The sequence below is a fragment of the Pseudomonas sp. PVC-3-1 genome (assembly GCF_057444315.1).
Genome location: NZ_CM172023.1, coordinates 2,423,688 through 2,446,074 on the forward strand (window position 1 = coordinate 2,423,688; position 22,387 = coordinate 2,446,074).

The window sequence follows — 22,387 nt, forward strand, 5'->3', positions numbered from 1 at the left end:
TCAACTGGCGGGGCTTCGGCCCCGCCTTCCTTCGAGGAAAAGTCATGGTCTTGGTAACAGCTACCTCAGGGTTTGATCACGGAGGGCAGCGCCGCCGCGGCGAAGTGTTCGACGTGAGCCCGCAGCACGCCGTTGCGCTCAAGAAGAAAGGCCTCGTCACGTACGACGAGAACCAGGTGGACCCCGCCAAAGCCGCTGGCGAGACGTCGTCTGCATCGCAAGTGGCCCCAGCCTCACCGCAGACGACTGCGAACGAGTTAGGCGCTGGCGTTACGGATCAGGTGAACGAGAATCCCTCGGAACCGGAACCGGAACCGGAACCGGAACCGGAACCGGAACCGGAACCGGAACCGGAACCGGAACCGGAACCGGAACCGGAACCGGAACCGGAACCGGAAGCCCAGCCGGCCGCCCCGCGTCGTCGGAAATCAGCCGCGGAGTAATTGTCACCAACACCACTTTCCGGCTCTGCCCCTGGGCTGACGTCCTGTACGCGATGGATGCGGCCTGGTGGCAGGTCCACGGCGAGGAAGCCGCTGCCGCTTTCGGCGGCGATCGCTGCGCGCCGTTGACCTTCAAGGATGTGAAGAAAGTGCGCTTCCAGCAGTTCCAGAACAGCGGCGCCGGAGCGGCTTCGCTGGCTGCCTTCTGGGGGGCGCGGCGGATCATCCTGCTGGGCTACGACTGCCAGAAGACTGGTGGGCGCGCGCACTGGCACGGCGACCACCCGGCCGCCCTGGGCAATGCCGGCAGCGTGGACAAGTGGCCGGCGCAGTTCCGGCAACTGGCCGCGCATCTCGCAGGCCTCGAAGTCATCAATTGCAGTCGAGAGACGGCCCTGCAGGCCTTCCCGCGGCGCACCCTCGAAGAGGTTCTCTCGTGAGCGTCATCAACCTTCAGGACGTGAAGCAGGCCCTGCGCGTTATCCACAGCGCCGACGATGCCCTGATCCAGCAGCTGATCGACAGCGCCGAGGATGAGGCCGTGCGCTTCTGCGGTCGCACGCAGTTGCCGACCTTGCCGCTGGACAACCCCTGCTCACCGAGCAGCGAGGATATCCCGTCCAGCGAGGATCCAGTGGCGCCCAGCGTCTTCACCGCGGTGGTGGCGCTGGTAAAGGCCGACTACGAGGCGACGGTCGATGAGGCGAAGAAGCTGCGCGAGCTGGCCGAGGTCAAGCTGATGCCCTATCGCGTCGGCCTGGGGGTGTGAGGTGCTGACCAATCGCTTGCGGCACCGCATCACCTTCCAGGCGCAGGAGCAGCGGCAGGACTCGGAGTCGGGTGACGTGCTGTTGGTCTGGGTGGACGCCTCGCAGTCCGACGGCACGCTGCTGGTGGACGTTCCGGCCGAGGTGCTCACCGGCGCCGGCCGGGAGTTCATGGCCGCCAACACCAAGCAGAACGAGACCGACGCACGGATCAACCTGCGTTGGTTCCCGGATCTGGACATGTCCTGGCGGGTCATCTGGCAGGGCCAGCAATTCACCATAACCGGCGCCGACACGGATGCCACTGGGTGCAAGGAATGGCGCCTGCGCTGCGCGACAGGAGTCACCGACGGTCGATGATGATCATCAACGGCATGAAGGGGCTGGGCGACAACATCTACCAGCGGGCATTCATCAAGCAGCTACCGCGAGGCGTGTGGCTGGAGACTCCCTGGCCCGAGCTCTACCAGGACATTCCCGACATCAACCTGATCCTGCCGGTGACCAGGCTCCGCACGCAGATGAAGAACATCTGCCGGCAGCCGAAGGGAACCTGGCAGCGGCGCCCGCGCGGCACCGTGGTTCAGGTCGGCTACGGCCGGGAGGGCATCTTCCCGGGAATGATGCGCAGCTTCGCCCGCCGCCCAGGGGAGATGGACCTGCCCGACTTCGGACCATCGCCGGTCGATGGCCGCTACGTGGTGGTCCGACCGGCGACGGTCCGCTCTGAGTGGCGCGCTGACACCCGCAACCCGCTGCCCGAGTACATCGCCCAGGCGGCGGATGAGATGCGTCGACGCGGTTTCAAGGTGGTCTCGGTTGCTGACCTGGTCGAAGGCCGGGAATGGGCGCTCGACCCACTGCCAGCCGCTGACCTGCGGTTCCACCGCGGCGAGCTACCGGTCGACCAACTGCTGGCCCTCATCCAGGGAGCTGCGGCAGTGATCGGCGGAATCGGATGGCTTCTGCCGGCGGCGATCGCGGCCAAGGTGCCAGCCCTGATCATCTGCGGCGGCCAGGGCGGCTACAACGCGCCGGAGCTCATCACCGCCAAGGTGATGGACACCTCGCGAATTGAATTCGCGGTGCCCGACAAGTTCTGTCGCTGCACCCAGAAAGAACACAACTGTGACAAGAGGATCTCGGACTATGACGCACGCCTTGCCGCCTGGGCTGACCGACTGCCTGCTGTGGTCGGATGAGCTGGGCATGGGGTACCACCCGCGCAAGCCGATGGACTACTCCGGCCCCTACTTCGAGAAGTACCAGGCGATGGATGCGACCCCGATGGGGGAGGCGCTGACCAAGGCCCGTGTGAGCATGGTTCGCCGCCACCACGTCGGCGACCTGGTCGACATCGGCATCGGTGGCGGCCGCTTCCTCGAGGAGTCCGGCGCCTTCGGCTACGACGTGAACACCGATGCAGTGCGCTGGCTCAGGGAGAGCGGCAACTACCTGGATCCCTACGCCAGCAGAATCCCGGCGATCACCTGCTGGGACAGCCTCGAGCATATCCCGAATCCGGAGGAGCTCCTGGCCCAGGTGGTTGACTGGGTGTTCGTCTCGATGCCGATCTACCAGGACCAGGCCGACTGCCTGGCGAGCAAGCACTTCAAGCCAGGTGAGCACCTCTGGTACTGGACGCAGAACGGCCTCATCAGCTGGTTCGCGCGTCTCGGCTTCGGCTGTGTCGAGATCAACCAGGACGAGTCGGACATCGGCCGGGAGGGCATCACCAGCTTCGCTTTCCGGAGGTTCCATGGCTGACCACATCCACACCCCAGGCGACGGCCGAGGCCGTCGCGACGTGTTGGTGAATGGCAATCGAATCGACCACGTTGTATGGGCTGATACCCGACGCGGGGTGGTCTGGTTCTGCCCAGCGCCCGTGCGTCTGGCGAAGGGAAAGGACGCCCCCTACGCCCGCCGTCTGCGCGGCGCCGTAGAGGTGGTCTCCCGTGGCTGATGGCACGGAATTCAGCATCACTGGCTTGGAGTCCCTGCTGGGTAAGCTGGATGGTCTGAGCTTCGACATTCGCCGCAAGGGCGGGCGTGCAGCATTGCGCAAGGCCGCCATGGTGGCGCTCAATGCCGCGAAGGCCGGCGCCGAGAAGATCGATGATCCAGGCACCGGCCGAAGCATCTCCGACAACATCGCGCTGCGGTGGAACGGGCGACTCTTCAAGCAGTCCGGAGACCTTGGCTTCCGCATTGGCGTGCTCCACGGGGCTGTGTTGCCGGCGAGGGGCGACAGCGTCGATAGGCAGAAGAACGCTCCAACCCCGCACTGGCGTCTCTGGGAATTTGGGACCTCGAAGATGAAGGCCTCGCCGTTCATGCGCAGCGCTCTGGCCGACAACATCGCCGAGATGACCAGCACCTTCGTCACCGAATACGAGAAGGCTATCGACCGCGCTATCAAGCGCGCCCAGAAGAAGGCAGCCAGGAGCAGCTGATGTACGCACCGATTTTCAAGGTCTGCTCGCAGGACGCCGGCGTTGTCGCCTTGCTCGGCGCGAAGCCAACCAGGCTTTACCTATTCGCTGAGGCGCCCGACAAACCGCCGCGCCCCTACGCGACTTGGCAAGCCTACGGCGGGGCGCCCGAGAACTACCTGGCCAACCGCCCCGACATCGACTCTTTCAGCCTGCAGGTGGATGTCTTCGCGGAGACGGCCGCTCAGGCCCGCTCCGTCGCGACAGCGATCCGCAACGCGATCGAGCTGCGCGCCACGATCACCCGCTGGGGTGGTGACGACAGGGACGAGCCAACTGGCCTGTATCGCATCAGCTTTGACGTTGACTGGTGGGTGAACCGCTAGCCCGCCGACCTCAGTAACGACCCGCATCTCGCGGGTTTTTTTGTGCCTCAAGAAACCCGCGACAGGAGACTCCAATGTCCATTTTGGCCCAAGGAACGCAGTACTTCGTGCTCGATCCGAACCTCGACAGCAATGGCCCCGGCGTGCTGGAGATCGATTGCATCACCGCGTTCAACCCTGGCGGAAACCCGTCCGACCAGATCGATGACACCTGCCTGAAGGCACGCTCGCGCACCTTCAAAAAGGGTCTGCGCACCCCAGGGCAAGCCACTGGCACCCTGAACGCCGATCCGCAGAACGATAGCCACTATCGGTTCTGGCAGTTCGCCGAAGACCCCGAATTCGACCAGGTTGAGATGGACATGGTCATCGGCTGGTCTGACGGCCCGCTCGACGCGAGCGGTGAGCCGACCTCCCTGCCGACAATCGCCAGCGATGGCGGATTCAACCTGCCCGACGACCGTACCTGGTACCGCTTCCGCGGCTATGTGTCGGACTTCCCCTTCGACTTCCAGAGCAATGCGGTGGTGGCCACCAACTTCACCGTCCAGCGCTCCGGTCGTGGCTACTGGATTCGGAAGGTCTAACTCATGCAGCTCAGCCTCTCCAGCCTCACGAAAATGGGCGCCTTCACCGGCGCCCCGGTAGAGAAGGAAATCACCTGGAAGCAGAAGGGCTCTGCGGAAGAGCTCAAGGCCACGGTCTTCGTGCGCCCGCTCGGCTACCGCACCGCCGTCTCCGACGTCCTGGCCCACACCGGCAAGGTCGACGGGGTTGCCGGACGGATCGCTGCCAGCATCTGCGACCAGGACGGCAACCCGATCTTCTCGGTTCTGGACATCACCCATGGCCCGCTCGACCCGGAAGCGCTGGCGAAGGACCCCGAGTCCACCAAGCGCCTCGGTGCTCTTGACGGGAACCTCACGGTGGCGCTGCTGGTGGCCATCCAGGAGGTGAACGCTCCGGGAAAGAGCCAAGCCTCGGAGAGCTAGACGAGGTCTGGCACGAGCTCGTGCTCAACGGAGTGGGTGGCAGGACGATCGCAGAGGCGCAGGAGCGCATGAGCCTGCAGGAGTTCTCACAGTGGGTGGCCTTCCGAAAAAAGCGGGGAGGCCTCCACCCAGGGCGCCGCATGGATCGCGGCTTTGCCCTGCTGGCCAGCATGTACGCGAACACCCACACCAAGAACGGCGGGTTCAAGATCTCCGACTTCCAGCCATTCGAGGCTGATGACAAGCCGATCTCGCTGGTTACGGCGATGGAGAATTGGGACTGACTGAGGGAACGGCTGGGTGCTAGAGTTCGCTGATTCTATGGAGAGGAACACGCATGAAAGCACCTTTTTTCGTAGCTTTAGCCCTGATGAGCACCCAGGCTTTTTCTGCCGATACAGCGGAGTCGAACGATCCATGCGGATGGGTCAACACGATTTCTGAAGCGATCATGAAGGCGCGCCAGGATGAGAAGCCCATGGCAAAAGTCATGGCTGTTTTCGACGGCGGTGACGCCTCGCCTGAGATGAAGAAGGCCATGAAGCAAATGGTCATCGCGGCCTATGAAGAACCGGCAATGTCCGTTCCGGAAAACAAGGCCAGGGCAGTCGCGCGATTCCAGAACGAGATGTATTTGAGTTGTGTGAAGGGCACATAAGCCCTTTCGGCTCCCACAAGCCCGCTTCGGCGGGTTTTTTATTGCCCGGAGTTTTTCATGGCAGCACGAAGCCTCGGTACTCTAACCCTCGATGTCATCGCCAAGGTTGGCGGCTTCGTGTCAGGAATGGATGCCTCTGAGCGCAGCGCTGAAAAATGGCGCAAGTCGGTAGAGAAATCAGCCAAGGCGGTCGGTGTGGCTATCGGCGGCGCAATAGCTACGGGCGCTACGGCGCTGACCGCCATGACTGTGGGCGCTGTTCGGTCCGCCGGCGAGATCACGAACCTTGCCAGTGTCGCCAACGCCGGCACCACCGAGTTTCAGAAGTACGCCGCCGGTGCGAAAACCGTAGGCGTTGAACAGGACAAGCTCGCAGACATCTTCAAGGACACGAACGACAAGGTAGGTGACTTCCTCAACACTGGTGGTGGCGCCCTGCAGGACTTCTTCACGCAAATCGCTCCGAAGGTCGGCGTCACCGCAGAGGATTTCCGAAACCTCTCTGGGCCGCAGGCCTTGGGCTTGTATGTCAGCAGCCTGGAGAAGGCCAACGTCAGTCAGGCCGACATGACCTTCTACATGGAGGCGATCGCCAGTGACGCGACTTCTCTGTTGCCGTTGCTCCGGAACAATGCAGAAGGTTTCACCATGCTCGGTGATGCGGCCGAGGCCGCAGGCGCGATCATGGACGAGAAAACCATCAAGTCGGCGAATGAGCTGAAGGCCGCCACTTGGCTGATCGAGCAGAGCACAACGGGCCTGAAGAACCAGCTGGTTTCCCAGTTGCTTCCAGTGCTCAGCGATTTTGCAGATGACCTCTTTGGCGTGGCCAAACAGGGAACCATCATGGTTACCGTCGGTGAGGCCGCGGTGACAACCATCAAGTGGATGGCCAAGGCAGCAATCGGCGCTGTCGGTGCATTCGACTTGATGGGGAAGGCGATAGGAGGTGCTGCAGCAACCGCCGCTGCCGGATTTAAGGACGCGGATTGGATGGACTTCGCCGTTGGCCCTGTGGGGTTGGCGAATCTCCTCTACAAGAACCGGAAAAACATCCAGCAGACCGCTGCTGGGGTGGGCGAAGACCTTGATGAGGTTGCCCAGAAATACGCCGGATTCCTAAAGGATGTCGATCAGGCTGGAACTGGTGGTACTAACGGATTTGTAAAGCAGCTCGCTGGAGTCATGGATGAGCTGGATAAGCTCGGTAGGAAGCCTGGATCTTTCCGCGCGGTAACCAAGGAAGAGCAGGCCGCCGCGAAGGCCGCCGAGCAGGCCGCAAAAGCCCTGCAGAAGCGCTTCGACGATGCCGAGACCGGCTACGAGCGGCAGATCGCCCTGATCAACACCGAGGTCGATAAGCGCAAGGATGCCACCGAGGTCGCCAAGCTTCAGTTCGAGATCGAGTCGGGCAAGCTGAAGGGCATCAACGCCCAGCAGCAGGAGCGCCTCAACGGCCTGGCCACCGAGCTCGACCGTCTTCAGAAGCTGAAGCAGGCGAACGAGGATGCCGCGAAGGCTGCCGCGTACCGGTCGTCGCTGGGGCAGGAGAACTCGACCGCTGCGGCCGGCTTCGACCTGGAGCTGGCCGGCGCCGGCGCGGGCGACAAGTACCGCGCACGCCTGCAGGGCCTGCTGGAAATCCGCCAGCGCTTCAACGAGAAGCTGTCGGACCTGACCACGCAGCTGAACTCCGGCGACATCAGCCAGTCGCTGTACGACAAGGAAACCGCGATCCTTCAGCAGGCCCTGAACGATCGCCTGAAGATTCAGGAGGACTATTACGATCGCGTAGATGAGGTCCAGGCCGACTGGATGGCGGGCGTCGATGAGGCCTTCCAGAACTACGTCGACAGCGCCCAGGACCATTACCAGATCGCAGCTGACGCGGTCACCAACATCCTCGGCGGCGCCACTGATGCGCTCAGCGACAGCATCTACGACGTCTTCACGGGGACCGAGTCGCTGGGTGACGCCCTGGGCAACCTCGCTACCACCATCGGGCAAACCATCGTCAAGGCGATTGCCGACATGGCGGCTCAATGGCTGGTGGCTCAGGCCGTCCAGTTGCTGGTCGGACGTACCACCCAGGCGAGCGCGGCGACAACTCTGGCGGCCAACGCCCAGGCTACGGCTTTGCAGGCTGGTCTTGCCGCTTTCGCCTCCACCGCTGCAATCCCTATTGTTGGCCCGGTCGCGGCTCCGGCGGCGATGGCTGCGGCTCTGGCCGTGGCCGAACCGATGGCCGCCGCGGTTGGCGTTGCAGCTCTGTCAGGCATGGCCCACGACGGCATCGACAAAGTACCTGCCGACGGCACCTGGTACCTGCAGAAGGGGGAGCGGGTAACGACTGCTGAGACCAGCGCGAAGCTGGACAGCACCCTCGACCGGGTTCGCTCCGATATGTCGCGCAGCTCGCGCTCTGGCGGCGGCATTGGGACAGTCAACTTCTACCAGACCACGACCGACGCCAAGAGCCAGAACGAAGCCAACGCCCGCGCGCTCCGGCGCATGCGCAGGCTGGTCGACGGCTCCTTGAGGTATGAGTAATGGGTGAGTTCATTGAAGAGCGCCTCGACACCTGCATTCGTCTTGGCGCCGAGTCGGAAGATGGATTCTTCCTGGATGTCTCGCGGACATCGAGCGGGGCCAGGTATGCCGCGCTGAAGAACGGCAAGCCCTACCGGACCTTCGACATCGAATACGTCAAGGACCTGCCGGAGCTGGCCGAGGAGATCCGCAGCCTGTTCTATCGCACCTGGGGCGGGTTCGCTGGATTCCGGGTGCAGGCTTGGGACGACTTCACCACGGCCCTGGATGGGACTTCCGCGTACACGTCGCTCGATTGCCGGCTGGATGTGGTTTCGCCTGGCATCTATCAACTGGTGAAGGAGTACGGCCGGGACAAGCCAGGCCTTGCCAGCATCGGCCGCCCACGCAGGACGATCTTCAAGCCGGTAACTGGGAAGGCAGTGATTGCGGTTGCGGGCCTGGCGTACCCCAACGGGGTAACGATCGACTACACGACAGGTCGCGTGACCCTGGCGGCCAACAAGACCTCGACCATAACCGGCATCACGAAGGGCGCCACGACGGTATTCACAGGGTCCAACAGCTTCGTCATCGGCGAGTCGGTCGCCCTGAAGGACATCGTCGGGATTGCCGCTCTCAACGGCCTGCGCGCGCTGGTCACCGCCCGCACCGCTGGGACGTTCACGCTGGCCATCAACTCCTCGTCGATGGTGGGCGACTACGTCAGCGGCGGCACGGCGCAGACCCAACCGCTCAACACCGGCTCGGACGTTGTGACTGGCGGGTGCGAGTTTGATTACCCCGTCGTCTTCAGCTCGAAGTTCAACGTCCAGGCCCTGGGCATGGATGTCGGCCAAGCCTCTGGCCTGACCCTCGAAGAAATCCTCAACCCGTAAGCCATCACGCACAGCCATTGCGCTGGGCGCTTTCATTGGGGAATCCTATGAAACCACACGTTGCCGCCTGGTCGACGAAAGTTCGCTGCGCCCGGGTTGTGTCGCAAGACGGAACCACTGTGCGGATCACCGAGCATCCAGTTGACCTGGTCATGAGCAATGGCCAGGTATACCGGTGCGACACAGGTTACGAATTCACCGGGCAGGATGATCAGGCCGATGTGGCGCCCGGCAGCTTCGATCTGACCGGCATCCTTGATCATGGCATCACTCGCGATCAACTCGGCAGCGGGGTGTTCGATAACGCTCGCATCTACTCATTCGCCACAAGCTGGGCCAGCCCCGTAGAGGACGAGGAACCGAGTCCATTGGCCTTCCTTGGAAGGACAACTCTGAGCGACAGCACCTATTCGACAGAGGTCATGTCAGCAAAGGATGTTCTCAGCCAAGAGATGGGGCGCATCTATGCACCTTCATGCCCCTGGACGCTGTTCGATCAGCATCTCAGCGGTGGGCTCATTGCATCAACACGAAGCCGCTGCATTGGCTCTCGATCCAATCCCGACGGGCCGAGTATCGATACCTATCGAGTAACTGGCGTAATCACTAGTGTTACCAGCCAATCCCAGTTCCAAGATACCGGCAGAGCAGAGCCTGACGACTGGTTTACGGCCGGCGAGGTGCTGTTCACCAGCGGTCCAAATGCTGGGCTGCAGCCGCTTAAGATCAAGCGCAGCACATCTGGCGGCCAGTTCTACCTGCATGGTGGAACCTATTCCTTGCCGCGGGTAGGCGATGCCTACGTGATGATCCCAGGCTGCAGGAAACGCCTGGAGGACTGCCGAGACAAATTCGGTAATGTCGTCAACTTCGGCGGCCAGCCCTACGTTCCAACGACCTCCGAATACACCCAGGTGGGGCGCGGCTCATGAAGCGAGAGGATATCGTCGCCGCCGCGCTATCGGTGGAGCGCACGCCGTTCAGACATCAGGGTAGGGTGCCAGGCGTAGGCCTGGACTGCGTTGGCCTCTACATCCATATCTGCCAGGCTCTGGGTTTCGAGTGCATCGACACCACAGGCTATGCCAGAGACCCCTATGACGGGACGCTAGAGCGTGAGTTGGATCGCCAGCCCTGCCTGGTTCCGATAAACCTCTCTGATGCAACAACGGGCGATCTTCTCGCGATGCGCATCAGCCGGGCCCCGCAGCACATTGCAATTCACGCCGGGTTCATCGATGGCCACCCCTACATCATCCATTCCAGCGAGGAGGCTGGTCACGTCTGCCACCATCGCGTGGACGCGACCTGGCGCCACCGCATCCTTTCGGCCTACCGATTCAGGGGTGTTGAAGAATGAGTCTCAGCGCGCAACTCTTCGGCCGTGACAGCACGATCTTCAAGATCAACAATTTCATGCTGGGCGGCGGCCCCGGGCTGATTGATAGCGCCTACCGCAAGCTGTTTCCAGAGGCGAAGACTCCCTCTCCAACAATCCCCACTGTTCAGGATAGTGCCTACGGTAATCCAATCCCGCACTTCTATGCAATGTATGGAACTTCAGGGAACGTCATCTGGCTGAAGGGCGGGAAGCTCGACTACACCGTCAAGAAGAAGAAGTCCGGCGGAAAGGGTGGCGGCTCAAGTTCTGCTCAACCTGTGTACAGCTACTTCGCCACCTTCGCCTTGGCGCTTGGGGAAGGTGAAATTTCCGGCATTCGCCGTATCTGGTGCTCTGACAAGCTGATCTACAACGCCGGTAGTGATGACCTTGAAACCATCGTCGCGAGTAACCAGTCCGCCAAGGGCTGGGTTCTCTATCGCGGAACTGACGACCAGCTACCAGACCCAGATATGCAGGCTGACAAGGGAGTTGAGAATACTCCGGCTTACCGTGGCCTCGCCTACATCAAGTTCAAGCGATTCGCGCTGAAGAACTATGGCGATTCGCTCGCCGGCAGCCAGTTCAAGGTTGAGGTTGTTCGGGCAAACAGCTTTGAGGTGATAGCAAGTGAGGGGCCTTCCCTGAACTTTGCAACATGGCGTGATGTTGCGGTCAGTGCATCTGCGTTTTGCGCCATCGCAACGTCAGTTGCTTACGTTGGCATCAGCTATGACGGGAAAAGCTGGCGGCAAGTAGCACTGCCGGAAACTTCAACCTGGCGCTCCATTGGATATGGAGCTCCGGGCTTTGTGATTCTCTCGCAAAGTGGGAGAGGGGCGTTTTCCAGCACGGGAGAGGCATGGGTTTCGTTCGCGCTACCCGTGAGTGCAGAGTTTGTGCGCGTAGCCTGGAGTGGTGTTTCGTATGCAACTGTAGCTGCGAATACTGCTGTTGCGATGGTATCCCCTGACGGCAGAACCTGGGTTTCGAAATCTTTGCCTGCTTCGAGAAACTGGTCCGGCATCGCCTACGGAGCAGGGAAGTACATAGCTGTAGCGTTGCTCACCAATAAGTATGCGGTCTCGTATGACGAGGGTGAAACTTGGGTTGAGAAAACACTGCCAATTACCGGAAGTTTCAGCGGAGTCGCCTATAACGACGAAGTCTTCTGCATCATCACGAGTGGCAACAGTAATTTTCTGGTGTCGGAGGATGGAGAGACGTGGACTGCAGTACCTGCTCCTGGTGGCGCCACTCTGAGAGACTGGCTGGATATCTCTGCGGATAGTGGAGTGTTCGCCCTAGCCGATGGCACTTCAAGCCAGCCGACGAACTATGTTGGCTTCTCTGGCGACGGGGTGAATTGGGATCTTGACGTTGTCCAGCATGAGACTTGGCAGGGAGTCGCGAATATTGGCAACAGCATGGTTGCCGTCGCTCCTGGTTTGAGGAGTGTCTGTGCAGTTCGTCGCGTCTCTCCTGACTCCGAGACTTTGGCCGATGTGATCTCAGCGGAGGTCAGCCTAACCAATCTCCTTGGGCCGGCTGATATCGATGTTTCAATGCTCACCCAGAGTGTTCGGGGATACAAGGTAGTCGGCGGTTCACCGCGCTCAGTCATTGAGGAACTGCAGTCCGCCTATCGATTCGACGTTCGCATGCATGGGTATTCGATTCAGTTCGTGCCTCGAGGGCAGGCGTCTGCGGTTTCTATCCCGTGGGGCGATCTCGCCGCCACCGATGGCGACGAGATCGGTGATTCGCTTCCCTATACCCGGGAAATGGACTCCCAGCTCCCACAGAAGATAACTGTCTCTGGCGTCAGTGCTGACCGTGAGTATGCTTCGTCGTCGCAGTACTACGAGCGCATTGGCACAAATGCCGTCAACTCTGAATCTGTCGACCTGGGTCTGGTCCTGACTGATGACGAAGAGGCGCAGATCGCGGAGGTTCTCTGCGAGTTGCGCTGGCTGGAGCGCGATGAGTTCTCGTTTGATCTGCCACCAACCTACCAGGCGCTTGAGCCAGCTGACGTTGTAACGGTCAGCGCGAAGTTTGGAACCTTCGATCTGCGCCTGACCGAGGTTAGCAGTCAGGCAAATGGGATAGTTTCCTGCAAGGCCTTCCCAAACAGCATTGGGCTCTATACCAGCGTGGCAGTTGGTGCGCCGGCGCCTGGGCCAGATGGCACCATCGGTGTGGAAGGCCCAACCTTCATGGCGCTGGTAGACGGCCCGATGATCTATGAGGACGTGCAGAACGCTCCCGGATTCTCCACTGCGGCGGCCGGCTATACCGGCGGTTGGCCAGGCGCTGTCTTGGTTCGATCGAACGACCAAGGGCAGACCTGGATAGATCTTCAGGGATACGACGCCCCGGGCACTGTCGGGACCTGCCGGGATTCGCTCGCCGTCAACTCTGGCGCCTTGTTTGATCTTGGAGGAAGTCTGCGCGTCGACATGATCGCCGGCGAGCTTGAGAGCATCACGGAAAGCCAGATGCTCGAAGGCGGGAACATGGCGCTTTACGGCGCTGATGGTCGGTGGGAGGTGATTCGCTTCCAGAACGCCGCTCTGCAGACTGACGGCTCCTACATCCTGACCAAGTTCGTGCGAGGCGACAAAGGAACGGAGTGGGCGACTGGTTTGCACCTGGCCGGCGATGTTCTTGTGATGGCAGCTGACCCTGACAATGCCTTTGTTGGCTCTCCAGTAGAGTCGATTGGCCTGCAGCGCACTTATCGAGCGGTTACATCCGGCGCCTCGATTGATTCCGCAGCTGACCTGTCATTCACCTACCGCGGCGTAAACCTGAAGCCGCTCTCTCCGGCCTATCCATTTGGCAGCAGGAACTCGTCCAGCGATCTCGCCGTGAGCTTCACTCGCCGCAGCCGGTTCTCGTCGAGCTGGTGGATTACCGGTGTACCTGCACCAGTTGGTGAGGCGAGCGAGGCCTACCAGGTGGATGTCATGTCCGGATCAACGGTGAAGCGGACAATCAGCATCACCAGCCCTTCATTCACCTACACCGCCGCTGATCAGACGACCGACTTCGGCTCGCCACAAGCCTCTATCACCCTTCGCATCTGCCAGGTGTCGGCGACCGTAGGTCGCGGATACCCCCTGGAGGTCATCCTGTGAGCAATACCCCAAAGCTGAAGATCCAGGAACTGGCCAACAGCGCCAATCAGAATCTGGTGGTCAACAGCAGTGCCTTCTCCATTCTCGACGTACTGGTCGACAAGACAGTAAAGAGCCGAGGCGTCAACACGCCTCCAGGAAGTCCCATTGATGGGGACGCCTACATTGTCGGCAGTAGCCCAACAGGGCTGTGGAGTGGGAAGGCGGCACAGATCGCCTACTGGCGCACCTCCGCTGGTGTATGGCAGTTCATCGTTCCGCTCGAGGGTTGGGCTGTCCGCGTTCAAGATGACGACGATGCCAACGGGGCCCCCAAGGAGTACATCTACACGGGCTCAGCCTGGACTCTGCCTGACCTGACTGGCGGCGCCACGGGAATGACGATCAGCTCAAAGAGCACCGCGTACACGCTGGTTCTGGGGGACGCCAACACTGGCATTCTCCACCCGAGCGCCGACACCACTGCACGCACGTTCACGATTCCGGCCAACGCATCGGTGGCTTTCCCTGTCGGAACCATGATCTCGTTCTTCAACCAGAACGCTGCTGGCGTTGTGACTATCGCGATCACCACGGACACTATGCGTCTTGCAGGCGCCGGGACTACCGGCAGCAGAACCCTCGCGGCAAACGGCGTAGCTACAGCGATCAAGCTCACCAGCACCGAGTGGATGATCAGCGGGGTCAACCTGACATGAACCCGCATCAGGCTCTGTTGATGAGCTACCCGGGGGCTGGCAATGCGATGTCAGTGGTTGCTGGGTCGACGGTATACCAGCCCGCATCGGCAACCTCTGTAAGCCCAGCGGTGCCGGCCGGCGCCTCTGTGGGCGATCTGTTACTCGCGTTCGTGGTGACGTTCTACCCGATAACGTCGGTGCCATCGGGATGGACTCTGGTTGATTCACAGGCCAACCCGTTCTCAGGGGGAGGCCTGAACACAACGCTGAGCATCTATTCGAAGACTGCTGTTTCAGGTGATATCGGCGCCGCGATTACTTTCGGATATGGAACCGCCGAACAGTCCGGCGCCTGCGTGTTGGCTATTCACAAGGCAAACTCGACGACCGCTACGGTATCCAGCACTACGAAGAGCACCCAAGACCTTTCGGGCGTGACGTTTGCCGCCTCTGCAATTACAGCGACGGCTGGGCAGATGATTATCGCCTCACAGTGTGCGATCTACACCATAACTGGCTCAGCAACCATCTACACCGTCCCATCAGGGCTGACTCAGCAGACGCCTTCATCTGTCAACCAGAACAGGCTTTGTGTCGGCACCAAGGTCAGCGCCACCGGGGAGTCGTTCAGTGGGAACTTCAGCAACAACGGCTATGGCGGCACCGTCACCCAAGAGGTTTCATCCATCTCCCTGGTAATCAGCCCATGACGCCAATCACCGAGGCGCAGCTCCTGCGCATCTATCCCAACGCCAGCCAGAGAGCTGGCGTTTTTGTTCCTGCGCTCAACCGGGCGATGGAGCGCTACCAGATCAATACGCCGGCGCGCCAGGCTGCATTCCTTGCCCAGATCGGGCATGAGTCGATGCAGCTAAAGCGCACGAGGGAGATTTGGGGGCCTACGCCGGCGCAGTCGCGCTATGAGGGCCGGAAGGATCTGGGCAACACGCAGCCAGGCGACGGGAAGCGCTTCATGGGGCGAGGCTTGATCCAGATCACCGGTCGAGAAAACTACCGCAGGGCGGGCGCAGCCCTGGGCGTGCCGCTGCTGGACAAGCCGGAACTGCTCGAACAGGTCGAGTGGGCCGCTGCGTCTGCCGCCTGGTGGTGGAGCAACCGGGGTCTGAACGAACTGGCCGATACCGGCGAGTTCGAGCAGATCACCCGCCGCATCAATGGCGGCCTGAATGGCCAGCGAGAGCGCCTGGAACTGTGGGCGCGCGCCAAGGAAGTGCTGGCGTGACCTTCTTCAAGGCTGTTCCGATCTGGTCCTGGGTGATCCTCGTGCTGGTGATTGGCCTTGGCGCCCAGGAAGTCCGTGTTCGCGCCGGGCAGGCCGAGACGGCGACGGCCCGGAAAGAGCTGAGCGATTACCGCGCCGCGGTGGCGGAAGCGTCCAGAAAGGCGGAAGCCGCTGCCCGAGAAGAGGAAAGGCGCCGGCAAGCGGAAGTCGACCAGGTGGAAATCAAAGCGAAGGAGAAGATCAATGCGGCAAATGCTGATGCTGATGACGCTCGTAATGCTGCTGATGGGCTGCAGCGCGAAGTCAATCGACTGCGGGCTGGCCGTTCAGCCACCTGCAGTGCCATCGCTGCCGGAGAACGCAAGGCAAGGGGAGACGCCTTCTCTGTGCTTGCCGACGTGTTCCAAGAATCTGTCGACCGCAATCGAGGCCTGGCAGACGCGCTTGAGCGAAGCCGAGTAGCCGGGAAGGCCTGCGAGGCGGCTTACGACGGCATCCGATAGGGTAGACTGCCGGCCTCGATCAACAGGAGGTTGGCATGCTCAGAATTCGATCCAATGGCGGGACGCGCCTGAACCTGGAGCGCCTTGTCACCAAGGCCGGGCAGTACGGTGTCTGGGAGTTCCACGTCGCCGCCAACTCCGAGATGTTCAAGGGGCTGCAGGCTGGCCGTCATGCCGCGCTGCTGCCGGCTGAACCGAAGGAGGGGCAGGAGGTGGAGCTCTTCGCCATGCTATCGCCGCACTCGCCACAGGAAGAGTGGAAAGCAATCGGGAAGGGCACGGCCCATTACCTCTAGATCGGTTCGATCAACTGCGCGCCCTGGTTCCTGACGCTCCCGACGTCCGTCGAGATGCGGTAGGCCTCGAAGTCCTGCCGCGCCAGGGCGATGGTGTCATAGGCCAGCTCCAGCGAGGTCTCAGGCGATAGCCAGGTTTTCCACTGCTCCGGCGCCAAGATGACCGGCATCCGGTGGTGGATGGCTGAGACCAGTCCCTCGGCCTCCTTGGTCAGCAGCGCGCAGGAGGTGATCGGCTCACCCTCTGGCGGTGACCAGGTCGACCAGATCCCGGCGATGGCCAGCACGTCGCCGTCTATCGCGTGGTGGTAGTAGGGCTGGTTCACGGCGCGGCCGGCGGTGTTCTTCACCGGCTCCTTCTCGTTCCATTCATACCAGCCCGCCGCTGGCATCAAGCAGCGCTTATGCCGGATGGCGTCCCGCCACATTGGCTTCGTCGCTGCTTCCTCGCTCCGCGCGTTGAAGGTCAGCGGCGGCAGTTTCTCCTGCTTCCACCAGAACGGGATCAGTCCCCAGCGGGCCGCGACCACTTCCTGTTCTCCTGCCTCGTTCAGGAACACCATGGGTACCTGACTGGTCGGCGCGACGTTGTACGCGCGGTCGATCCAGCGCCCGGAGTTTCCCCGCCCAATATGCCAATACCGCTCCATGGCGGCCTCCTCTGGCGTTACATACCGTCCACACATCGTTCAGCCTCCCGAGTACGGCCAGCGCTTGTCGCCGGCGCCGGCCGGAATCACTTCCCTCAGTTCGAACAGCTCCTGGCCATCGCACATTATCCGCAGGCCCTCGACGTCGCCCGCGAACTCACGGTCGAAGCGGCCTACGCGCAGGTGTAGCCCCGGCGGCCGTCCGATGATGTTACCGAGCAGCTTCCCCTGCAGGTCCTGGTAATGGCCTTCGGTTCCGATCGTGCCAACCACCTCGCCATCGACCAAGACATGGTAGTAGCAGCCCAGGCACCAGTGGGTTTCCCTGGTAATGTTGTGCTCGACATTCCAGGAGTAGGCGCCGAGCGCGCGGGTGACCATCTCCTGACGCTCCGATAGGCAGATCAGGCCGAGCTGGTAGGCCTCGTCGGCCTGAGCCAACAGATAGTGGTAGTGATCGTCGGTGCGGTAGAGGAAGGCGACGCGGTCGCACAGCGCAGCCTCCCAGCGATATATCAGTAGCCGGCGGTCGTTTTCGTGGTTGGTGTACAGCATGGTCCGCCTCCCGAGTCAGGGGAGGGAAAGAATACTGTATGTATATACAGTTTCAAGCGGCGGGCAGAAACGGAAGTTCTGGCATTACGCCAAAATTACGCCAACAGAAAAGAAAAAGCCCGTAAGAACAATGTCTTACGGGCTTTATTTGGTGCCCCGGGAGAGACTCGAACTCTCACTCTGTCGCCAGAAACGGATTTTGAATCCGCCGCGTCTACCATTCCGCCACCGAGGCAATGGGCGCGCAGTATAGGGAGGCGCTCTGCGCCGGTCAATCGGCTCGAATGGTCAGAATTTGGCATTTCCAGTAAGATACGCGCCCCTTCGAGATAGCTCTTCCCATGCGTGTCGCTGACTTTCATTTCGACCTGCCCGAGGCGCTGATCGCCCGCCATCCGCTTCCTGAGCGCCGTTCCAGCCGCCTGCTGGTGCTGGACGGTCCGAGCGGCGAGCTCAGCCATCGGCAATTCGCTGACATCCTCGGCTTCCTCAAGCCGGGTGACCTGATGGTGTTCAACAACACCCGGGTAATTCCTGCCCGCCTGTTCGGCCAGAAAGCTTCTGGCGGCAAGCTGGAAATCCTCGTGGAGCGCGTGCTGGACAGCCATCGCGTGCTGGCCCACGTGCGTTCCAGCAAGTCGCCCAAGCCGGGTTCGAAGATCCTCATCGACGGCGGTGGCGAGGCGGAAATGCTGCAGCGCCACGATGCGCTGTTCGAGTTGGGCTTCAGCGAGGAGGTGCTGCCGCTGCTGGAGCGCGTCGGCCACATGCCGCTGCCGCCTTATATAGACCGCCCGGACGAAGATGCCGACCGGGAGCGCTACCAGACTGTCTATGCCGAGCGCGCCGGTGCCGTTGCGGCGCCGACCGCCGGCCTGCATTTCGACGAGGCGCTGCTCGAGTCGATCCGCGCCAAGGGCGTGGATACCGCGTTCGTCACCCTGCACGTCGGCGCCGGCACCTTCCAGCCGGTGCGCGTGGAGCGCATCGAAGACCACCACATGCACAACGAATGGCTGGAAGTCAGCCAGGACGTGGTCGACGCCGTGGCCGCCTGCAAGGCGCGCGGTGGCCGTGTGGTTGCTGTCGGTACCACCAGCGTGCGTTCGCTGGAGAGTGCCGCCCGTGATGGTGTTCTCAAACCCTTCAGCGGCGACACGGACATTTTCATTTTCCCCGGGCGGCCGTTCCACGTGGTCGACGCCCTGGTCACCAACTTCCACCTGCCGGAATCCACCCTGCTGATGCTGGTCTCCGCCTTTGCCGGCTACCCCGAGACCATGGCCGCCTACGCGGCGGCAGTGGAGCAGGGCTATCGCTTCTTCAGCTACGGCGATGCCATGTTCATTACCCGCAACCCGGCACCGCGCGGCCCCGAGGACTGATCCATGAGCTTCATGAAATTCGAACTGCTGGCCACCGAGGGCAAGGCCCGTCGCGGCCGCCTGAGCTTCCCCCGCGGCGTGGTGGAAACCCCGGCGTTCATGCCGGTGGGCACCTACGGCACCGTGAAGGGCATGCTCCCGCACGACATCGAGGGCATCGGCGCGCAGATCATCCTCGGCAACACCTTCCACCTGTGGCTGCGTCCGGGCACCGAAGTGATCCAGAAGCACGGCGACCTGCATGACTTCATGCAGTGGAAGGGGCCGATCCTCACTGACTCGGGCGGCTTCCAGGTGTTCAGCCTGGGCGCGCTGCGCAAGATCAAGGAGGAGGGCGTGTACTTCGCCTCGCCGGTGGACGGCGCCAAGGTCTTCATGGGCCCGGAAGAGTCCATGGCCGTGCAGCGCGCGCTGGGCTCGGACATCGTGATGATCTTCGACGAGTGCACCCCGTATCCGGCCGAGTTCGACGTCGCCAAGCGCTCAATGGAGCTGTCGTTGCGCTGGGCCAAGCGTTCGAAAGTCGCCCACGGTGATAGCCCGTCTGCGCTGTTCGGCATTGTCCAGGGCGGCATGCACGAAGAGCTGCGCATGCGCTCGCTCGAGGGGCTGCAGGAAATCGGTTTCGACGGCCTGGCCATCGGCGGCCTGTCGGTGGGCGAGCCCAAGGAGGAGATGATCCGCGTGCTGGACTTCCTGCCCAAGCACATGCCGGCTGACAAACCTCGTTACCTGATGGGTGTGGGCAAACCCGAAGACCTCGTGGAAGGTGTGCGCCGGGGCGTCGACATGTTCGACTGCGTCATGCCCACCCGCAATGCGCGCAATGGCCACCTTTTCGTTGACACCGGGGTGATCAAGATCCGCAACGCGGTTCACAAACATGACGAATCGCCGCTGGACCCGACCTGCGATTGCTACACCTGCAAACACTTCTCCCGCGCCTACCTCTACCACCTGGACAAGTGCGGCGAAATGCTCGGCAGCATGCTCAATACCATCCACAACTTGCGGCATTATCAGCGGCTTATGGCTGGTTTGCGCGAGGCAATCCAACAGGGTACATTGGCGAACTTTGTCGACGCCTTCTACGCCAAGCGCGGCCTTCCCGTGCCGCCGCTGGCGGACTGACCTTATTCATCGAAAAAGCTTTGAGACAGGAGTTTCCAATGAGTTTTCTGATTCCCGCTGCCTACGCTGACGCCGCAGCCCCCGCCGCTGCTGCAGGCCCGGCCGGCACTGGCTTCGAGTGGATTTTCCTGGTCGGTTTCCTGGTCATCTTCTACCTGATGATCTGGCGTCCCCAGGCCAAGCGCTCCAAGGAGCACAAGAACCTGCTGTCCGGCCTGCAGAAGGGCGATGAAGTCGTCACTTCCGCCGGTATCGCCGGCAAGGTCACCAAGGTCGCCGAGGACTTCGTCGTCGTCGAGGTTTCCGACAACGTCGAGCTGAAGTTCCAGAAGGCCGCGATCGCCGCCACCCTGCCGAAAGGCACCCTCAAGGCGATCTGATCCACCTCTTAGAAACCCAACCGACGGGGCGCAAGATGCGCCCCGCGTCATAACGGGCGGTGTCATGCTCAACAAGTATCCCCTGTGGAAGTATCTGCTGATCCTGGCGGTTCTGGCCGTCGGTTTCATCTACTCCGCACCCAACCTCTATCCTGACGATCCGGCCGTGCAGATCAGCGGCGCGAGCACTGCGCTGCAGATTTCCCAGGCTGACCTGGACAAGGCCAGCAAGGCGCTCGCCGACGCTGGCATCGCCGTCAAGGCGGGTTCGCTGGGCAAGAACAGCGGCCTGATCCGCCTGGTCAAGCAGGAAGACCAGCTGCCGGCCAAGGACATCGTTCGCCGCGCACTGGGTGACGACTACGTGGTCGCCCTGAACCTGGCTCAGACCACGCCGAACTGGCTGCGCAATATCGCTGCCCACCCGATGAAGCTGGGTCTCGACCTGTCCGGTGGTGTGCACTTCCTGCTGGAAGTGGACATGGACAAGGCCGTCGATGCCCGCATGAAGGTGTACGAGAACGAGGTCAAGAGCGCCCTGCGTAAAGAACGCGTGCGCTATCGCAGCCTGCCTGTGCAGGACGGCGGCATCCAGCTGGGCTTCACCGAAGAAGCCGACCTGGACAAGGCCAAGTCGATCATCGCCAAGGATTTCCGCGATTTCGAAACCGCCCAGAGCGAGCGCAATGGCATGCAGGTCCTGCGCCTGGCCATGACCGCCACCAAGCTGGCCGAAATCCGCGAATACTCGATCAAGCAGAACCTCACCACCGTCCGCAATCGCGTGAACGAGCTGGGCGTGTCCGAGCCGCTGGTACAGCGCCAGGGCGCCAACCGCATCGTCGTCGAGCTGCCGGGCGTGCAGGACACCGCTGAAGCCAAGCGTATCCTGGGCAAGACTGCCAACCTGGAGTTCCGCCTGGCCGCCGAGCCGGATGCGATCAAGTCCTCCACCGAAACCTTCGAGTTCCGCGAGCCGCGTCGTCCGCCGGCGAGCCTGGAGCGTGGTGTGATCATCACCGGTGACCAGGTCACCGACGCCAGCGCCAGCTTCGACGAGAACGGCCGTCCGCAGGTGAACATCCGTCTGGATGGCCACGGCGGCGAGCTGATGAACCGCGCGACCCGCAACAACGTCGGCCGCAGCATGGCGGTGGTGTTCATCGAGCAGAAGCCGATTACCCGCTACACCAAGCAGGTCGTCGACGGCGTCGAGCAGGACGTTGCTGTCCCGGCGTTCAAGGAAGAGAAACAGATCATCAGCCTGGCGACCATCCAGTCGCCGCTGGGTAACCAGTTCCGCATCACCGGCCTGGACGCTCCGGGCGAGTCCTCGGAACTGGCCCTGCTGCTGCGCGCTGGTGGCCTGGCGGCGCCGATGTACTTCGCCGAAGAGCGCACCATCGGCCCGAGCCTGGGTGCGGACAACATCGCCAAGGGTATCGACGCATCCCTGTGGGGCATGGTCTTCGTTTCCCTGTTCATCATCGTCATCTACCGCTTCTTCGGCGTGATCGCCACCGTCGCCCTGGCCTTCAACATGGTCATGCTGGTGGCATTGATGTCGATCCTCGGCGCAACCCTGACCCTGCCGGGCATCGCGGGTATCGTGCTGACCATGGGCATGGCGGTGGACGCCAACGTGCTGATCTTCTCGCGGATACGCGAGGAACTGGCGGCGGGCATGTCGACGCAGCGGGCGATCCATGAGGGCTTCAACCGTGCCTTCACCGCGATCATCGACGCCAACCTGACCTCGCTGCTGGTCGGCGGCATCCTCTACGCCATGGGCACCGGCCCGGTGAAGGGCTTCGCCGTGACCATGTCCCTGGGTATTCTCACCTCGATGTTCACTGCCATTCTGGTCACCCGCGCAATGGTGAACCTGATCTACGGCGGCCGCGACGTTAAGAAGCTGTGGATCTAAGGGG

General features: G+C 61.9%; 28 protein-coding genes and 1 tRNA gene. 26 read left to right on the plus strand and 3 right to left on the minus strand.

Features of this window, described 5'->3' with window-relative positions; genetic code table 11:
* Positions 1 to 44 precede the first annotated feature (44 nt).
* The 22 genes from AC2T4A_RS11240 to AC2T4A_RS11345 all read left to right on the plus strand — a co-directional run bounded on the left by AC2T4A_RS11240 (position 45) and on the right by AC2T4A_RS11345 (position 16,355).
* Positions 45 to 443, plus strand: a complete 399-nt coding sequence (locus AC2T4A_RS11240) for a hypothetical protein (RefSeq protein ID WP_486743326.1) — start codon at positions 45 to 47, stop codon at positions 441 to 443.
* 53 nt (positions 444 to 496) lie between these two features.
* Entirely contained in the window at positions 497 to 883 is a 387-nt protein-coding gene (locus tag AC2T4A_RS11245; RefSeq protein WP_486743327.1) for a hypothetical protein, read from the plus strand.
* Positions 880 to 1,212 (plus strand): head-tail connector protein, encoded by a 333-nt coding sequence (locus AC2T4A_RS11250; RefSeq protein WP_486743328.1) that lies wholly within the window; start codon positions 880 to 882, stop codon positions 1,210 to 1,212. The genes AC2T4A_RS11245 and AC2T4A_RS11250 overlap by 4 nt, the downstream gene beginning before the upstream one ends.
* A gap of 1 nt (position 1,213) precedes the next feature.
* Complete coding sequence (locus tag AC2T4A_RS11255) at positions 1,214 to 1,570, plus strand: phage head closure protein (RefSeq protein WP_486743329.1); 357 nt, start codon at positions 1,214 to 1,216, stop codon at positions 1,568 to 1,570.
* Positions 1,570 to 2,412, plus strand: a complete 843-nt coding sequence (locus tag AC2T4A_RS11260; protein ID WP_486743670.1) for a glycosyltransferase family protein — start codon at positions 1,570 to 1,572, stop codon at positions 2,410 to 2,412. Before AC2T4A_RS11255 ends, AC2T4A_RS11260 begins: the two co-directional genes overlap by 1 nt.
* Complete coding sequence (locus AC2T4A_RS11265; protein ID WP_486743330.1) at positions 2,360 to 2,977, plus strand: methyltransferase domain-containing protein; 618 nt, start codon at positions 2,360 to 2,362, stop codon at positions 2,975 to 2,977. The genes AC2T4A_RS11260 and AC2T4A_RS11265 overlap by 53 nt, the downstream gene beginning before the upstream one ends.
* A 191-nt stretch (positions 2,978 to 3,168) precedes the next feature.
* Complete coding sequence (locus AC2T4A_RS11270; protein ID WP_486743331.1) at positions 3,169 to 3,666, plus strand: HK97-gp10 family putative phage morphogenesis protein; 498 nt, start codon at positions 3,169 to 3,171, stop codon at positions 3,664 to 3,666.
* Complete coding sequence (locus AC2T4A_RS11275) at positions 3,666 to 4,031, plus strand: DUF3168 domain-containing protein (RefSeq protein WP_486743332.1); 366 nt, start codon at positions 3,666 to 3,668, stop codon at positions 4,029 to 4,031. Before AC2T4A_RS11270 ends, AC2T4A_RS11275 begins: the two co-directional genes overlap by 1 nt.
* Before the next feature lie 74 nt (positions 4,032 to 4,105).
* The gene (locus AC2T4A_RS11280; protein WP_480448961.1) at positions 4,106 to 4,618 is read left to right on the plus strand and encodes a phage tail tube protein; all 513 of its coding nucleotides are present in this window, start codon (positions 4,106 to 4,108) and stop codon (positions 4,616 to 4,618) included.
* A gap of 3 nt (positions 4,619 to 4,621) precedes the next feature.
* Positions 4,622 to 5,023 (plus strand): phage tail assembly chaperone family protein, TAC, encoded by a 402-nt coding sequence (locus AC2T4A_RS11285; RefSeq protein WP_480448959.1) that lies wholly within the window; start codon positions 4,622 to 4,624, stop codon positions 5,021 to 5,023.
* Between the two features lie 68 nt (positions 5,024 to 5,091).
* A complete protein-coding gene (locus AC2T4A_RS11290; protein WP_486743333.1) occupies positions 5,092 to 5,307 on the plus strand; it encodes a phage tail assembly protein T in 216 nt (71 codons plus the stop codon).
* A gap of 53 nt (positions 5,308 to 5,360) precedes the next feature.
* Positions 5,361 to 5,681, plus strand: coding sequence for a hypothetical protein (locus tag AC2T4A_RS11295; protein WP_486743334.1), 321 nt, complete (start codon positions 5,361 to 5,363; stop codon positions 5,679 to 5,681).
* Between the two features lie 57 nt (positions 5,682 to 5,738).
* The gene (locus tag AC2T4A_RS11300; RefSeq protein ID WP_486743335.1) at positions 5,739 to 8,231 is read left to right on the plus strand and encodes a phage tail tape measure protein; all 2,493 of its coding nucleotides are present in this window, start codon (positions 5,739 to 5,741) and stop codon (positions 8,229 to 8,231) included.
* Positions 8,231 to 9,109, plus strand: coding sequence for a DUF2460 domain-containing protein (locus AC2T4A_RS11305; protein ID WP_486743336.1), 879 nt, complete (start codon positions 8,231 to 8,233; stop codon positions 9,107 to 9,109). Before AC2T4A_RS11300 ends, AC2T4A_RS11305 begins: the two co-directional genes overlap by 1 nt.
* A gap of 47 nt (positions 9,110 to 9,156) precedes the next feature.
* On the plus strand, positions 9,157 to 10,041 hold the full coding sequence (locus AC2T4A_RS11310; RefSeq protein WP_486743337.1) for a DUF2163 domain-containing protein: 885 nt from the start codon (positions 9,157 to 9,159) through the stop codon (positions 10,039 to 10,041).
* Complete coding sequence (locus AC2T4A_RS11315; RefSeq protein WP_486743338.1) at positions 10,038 to 10,469, plus strand: NlpC/P60 family protein; 432 nt, start codon at positions 10,038 to 10,040, stop codon at positions 10,467 to 10,469. The genes AC2T4A_RS11310 and AC2T4A_RS11315 overlap by 4 nt, the downstream gene beginning before the upstream one ends.
* On the plus strand, positions 10,466 to 13,633 hold the full coding sequence (locus AC2T4A_RS11320) for a phage tail protein (protein WP_486743339.1): 3,168 nt from the start codon (positions 10,466 to 10,468) through the stop codon (positions 13,631 to 13,633). The genes AC2T4A_RS11315 and AC2T4A_RS11320 overlap by 4 nt, the downstream gene beginning before the upstream one ends.
* Positions 13,630 to 14,331: a DUF2793 domain-containing protein gene (locus AC2T4A_RS11325; RefSeq protein WP_486743340.1), complete on the plus strand. Its 702-nt coding sequence runs from the start codon at positions 13,630 to 13,632 to the stop codon at positions 14,329 to 14,331. The genes AC2T4A_RS11320 and AC2T4A_RS11325 overlap by 4 nt, the downstream gene beginning before the upstream one ends.
* Positions 14,328 to 15,023 carry a hypothetical protein gene (locus AC2T4A_RS11330; protein WP_486743341.1) on the plus strand — a complete coding sequence of 232 codons (696 nt, stop codon included), beginning with the start codon at positions 14,328 to 14,330 and terminating at the stop codon, positions 15,021 to 15,023. The genes AC2T4A_RS11325 and AC2T4A_RS11330 overlap by 4 nt, the downstream gene beginning before the upstream one ends.
* On the plus strand, positions 15,020 to 15,556 hold the full coding sequence (locus AC2T4A_RS11335) for a glycoside hydrolase family 19 protein (RefSeq protein ID WP_486743342.1): 537 nt from the start codon (positions 15,020 to 15,022) through the stop codon (positions 15,554 to 15,556). Before AC2T4A_RS11330 ends, AC2T4A_RS11335 begins: the two co-directional genes overlap by 4 nt.
* Positions 15,553 to 16,059 carry a DUF2514 family protein gene (locus AC2T4A_RS11340; RefSeq protein WP_486743343.1) on the plus strand — a complete coding sequence of 169 codons (507 nt, stop codon included), beginning with the start codon at positions 15,553 to 15,555 and terminating at the stop codon, positions 16,057 to 16,059. Before AC2T4A_RS11335 ends, AC2T4A_RS11340 begins: the two co-directional genes overlap by 4 nt.
* A gap of 35 nt (positions 16,060 to 16,094) precedes the next feature.
* Complete coding sequence (locus tag AC2T4A_RS11345) at positions 16,095 to 16,355, plus strand: hypothetical protein (RefSeq protein ID WP_486743344.1); 261 nt, start codon at positions 16,095 to 16,097, stop codon at positions 16,353 to 16,355.
* Here AC2T4A_RS11345 and AC2T4A_RS11350 read toward each other — a convergent pair.
* The 3 genes from AC2T4A_RS11350 to AC2T4A_RS11360 form a co-directional block, all read right to left on the minus strand.
* Positions 16,352 to 17,005 (minus strand): SOS response-associated peptidase, encoded by a 654-nt coding sequence (locus AC2T4A_RS11350; RefSeq protein ID WP_486743345.1) that lies wholly within the window; start codon positions 17,003 to 17,005, stop codon positions 16,352 to 16,354. The two genes, AC2T4A_RS11345 and AC2T4A_RS11350, sit on opposite strands and share 4 nt — an antisense overlap.
* 39 nt (positions 17,006 to 17,044) lie before the next feature.
* On the minus strand, positions 17,045 to 17,560 hold the full coding sequence (locus tag AC2T4A_RS11355; protein WP_486743346.1) for a hypothetical protein: 516 nt from the start codon (positions 17,558 to 17,560) through the stop codon (positions 17,045 to 17,047).
* Between the two features lie 149 nt (positions 17,561 to 17,709).
* Positions 17,710 to 17,795, minus strand: a tRNA-Leu gene (locus AC2T4A_RS11360).
* Positions 17,796 to 17,901: 106 nt separating this feature from the next.
* Between AC2T4A_RS11360 and queA the strand changes: the two genes are divergently transcribed.
* The 4 genes from queA (at position 17,902) to secD (ending at position 22,383) form a co-directional block, all read left to right on the plus strand.
* On the plus strand, positions 17,902 to 18,945 hold the full coding sequence (gene queA, locus AC2T4A_RS11365) for a tRNA preQ1(34) S-adenosylmethionine ribosyltransferase-isomerase QueA (protein WP_486743347.1): 1,044 nt from the start codon (positions 17,902 to 17,904) through the stop codon (positions 18,943 to 18,945).
* A 12-nt stretch (positions 18,946 to 18,957) separates the two neighbouring features.
* The gene (gene tgt, locus AC2T4A_RS11370) at positions 18,958 to 20,076 is read left to right on the plus strand and encodes a tRNA guanosine(34) transglycosylase Tgt (protein WP_416744949.1); all 1,119 of its coding nucleotides are present in this window, start codon (positions 18,958 to 18,960) and stop codon (positions 20,074 to 20,076) included.
* Positions 20,077 to 20,114: 38 nt separating this feature from the next.
* A complete protein-coding gene (yajC, locus tag AC2T4A_RS11375) occupies positions 20,115 to 20,456 on the plus strand; it encodes a preprotein translocase subunit YajC (RefSeq protein WP_017522301.1) in 342 nt (113 codons plus the stop codon).
* 64 nt (positions 20,457 to 20,520) lie between these two features.
* Positions 20,521 to 22,383 carry a protein translocase subunit SecD gene (gene secD, locus AC2T4A_RS11380; RefSeq protein ID WP_416744553.1) on the plus strand — a complete coding sequence of 621 codons (1,863 nt, stop codon included), beginning with the start codon at positions 20,521 to 20,523 and terminating at the stop codon, positions 22,381 to 22,383.
* The last annotated feature ends 4 nt before the right edge of the window (positions 22,384 to 22,387 follow it).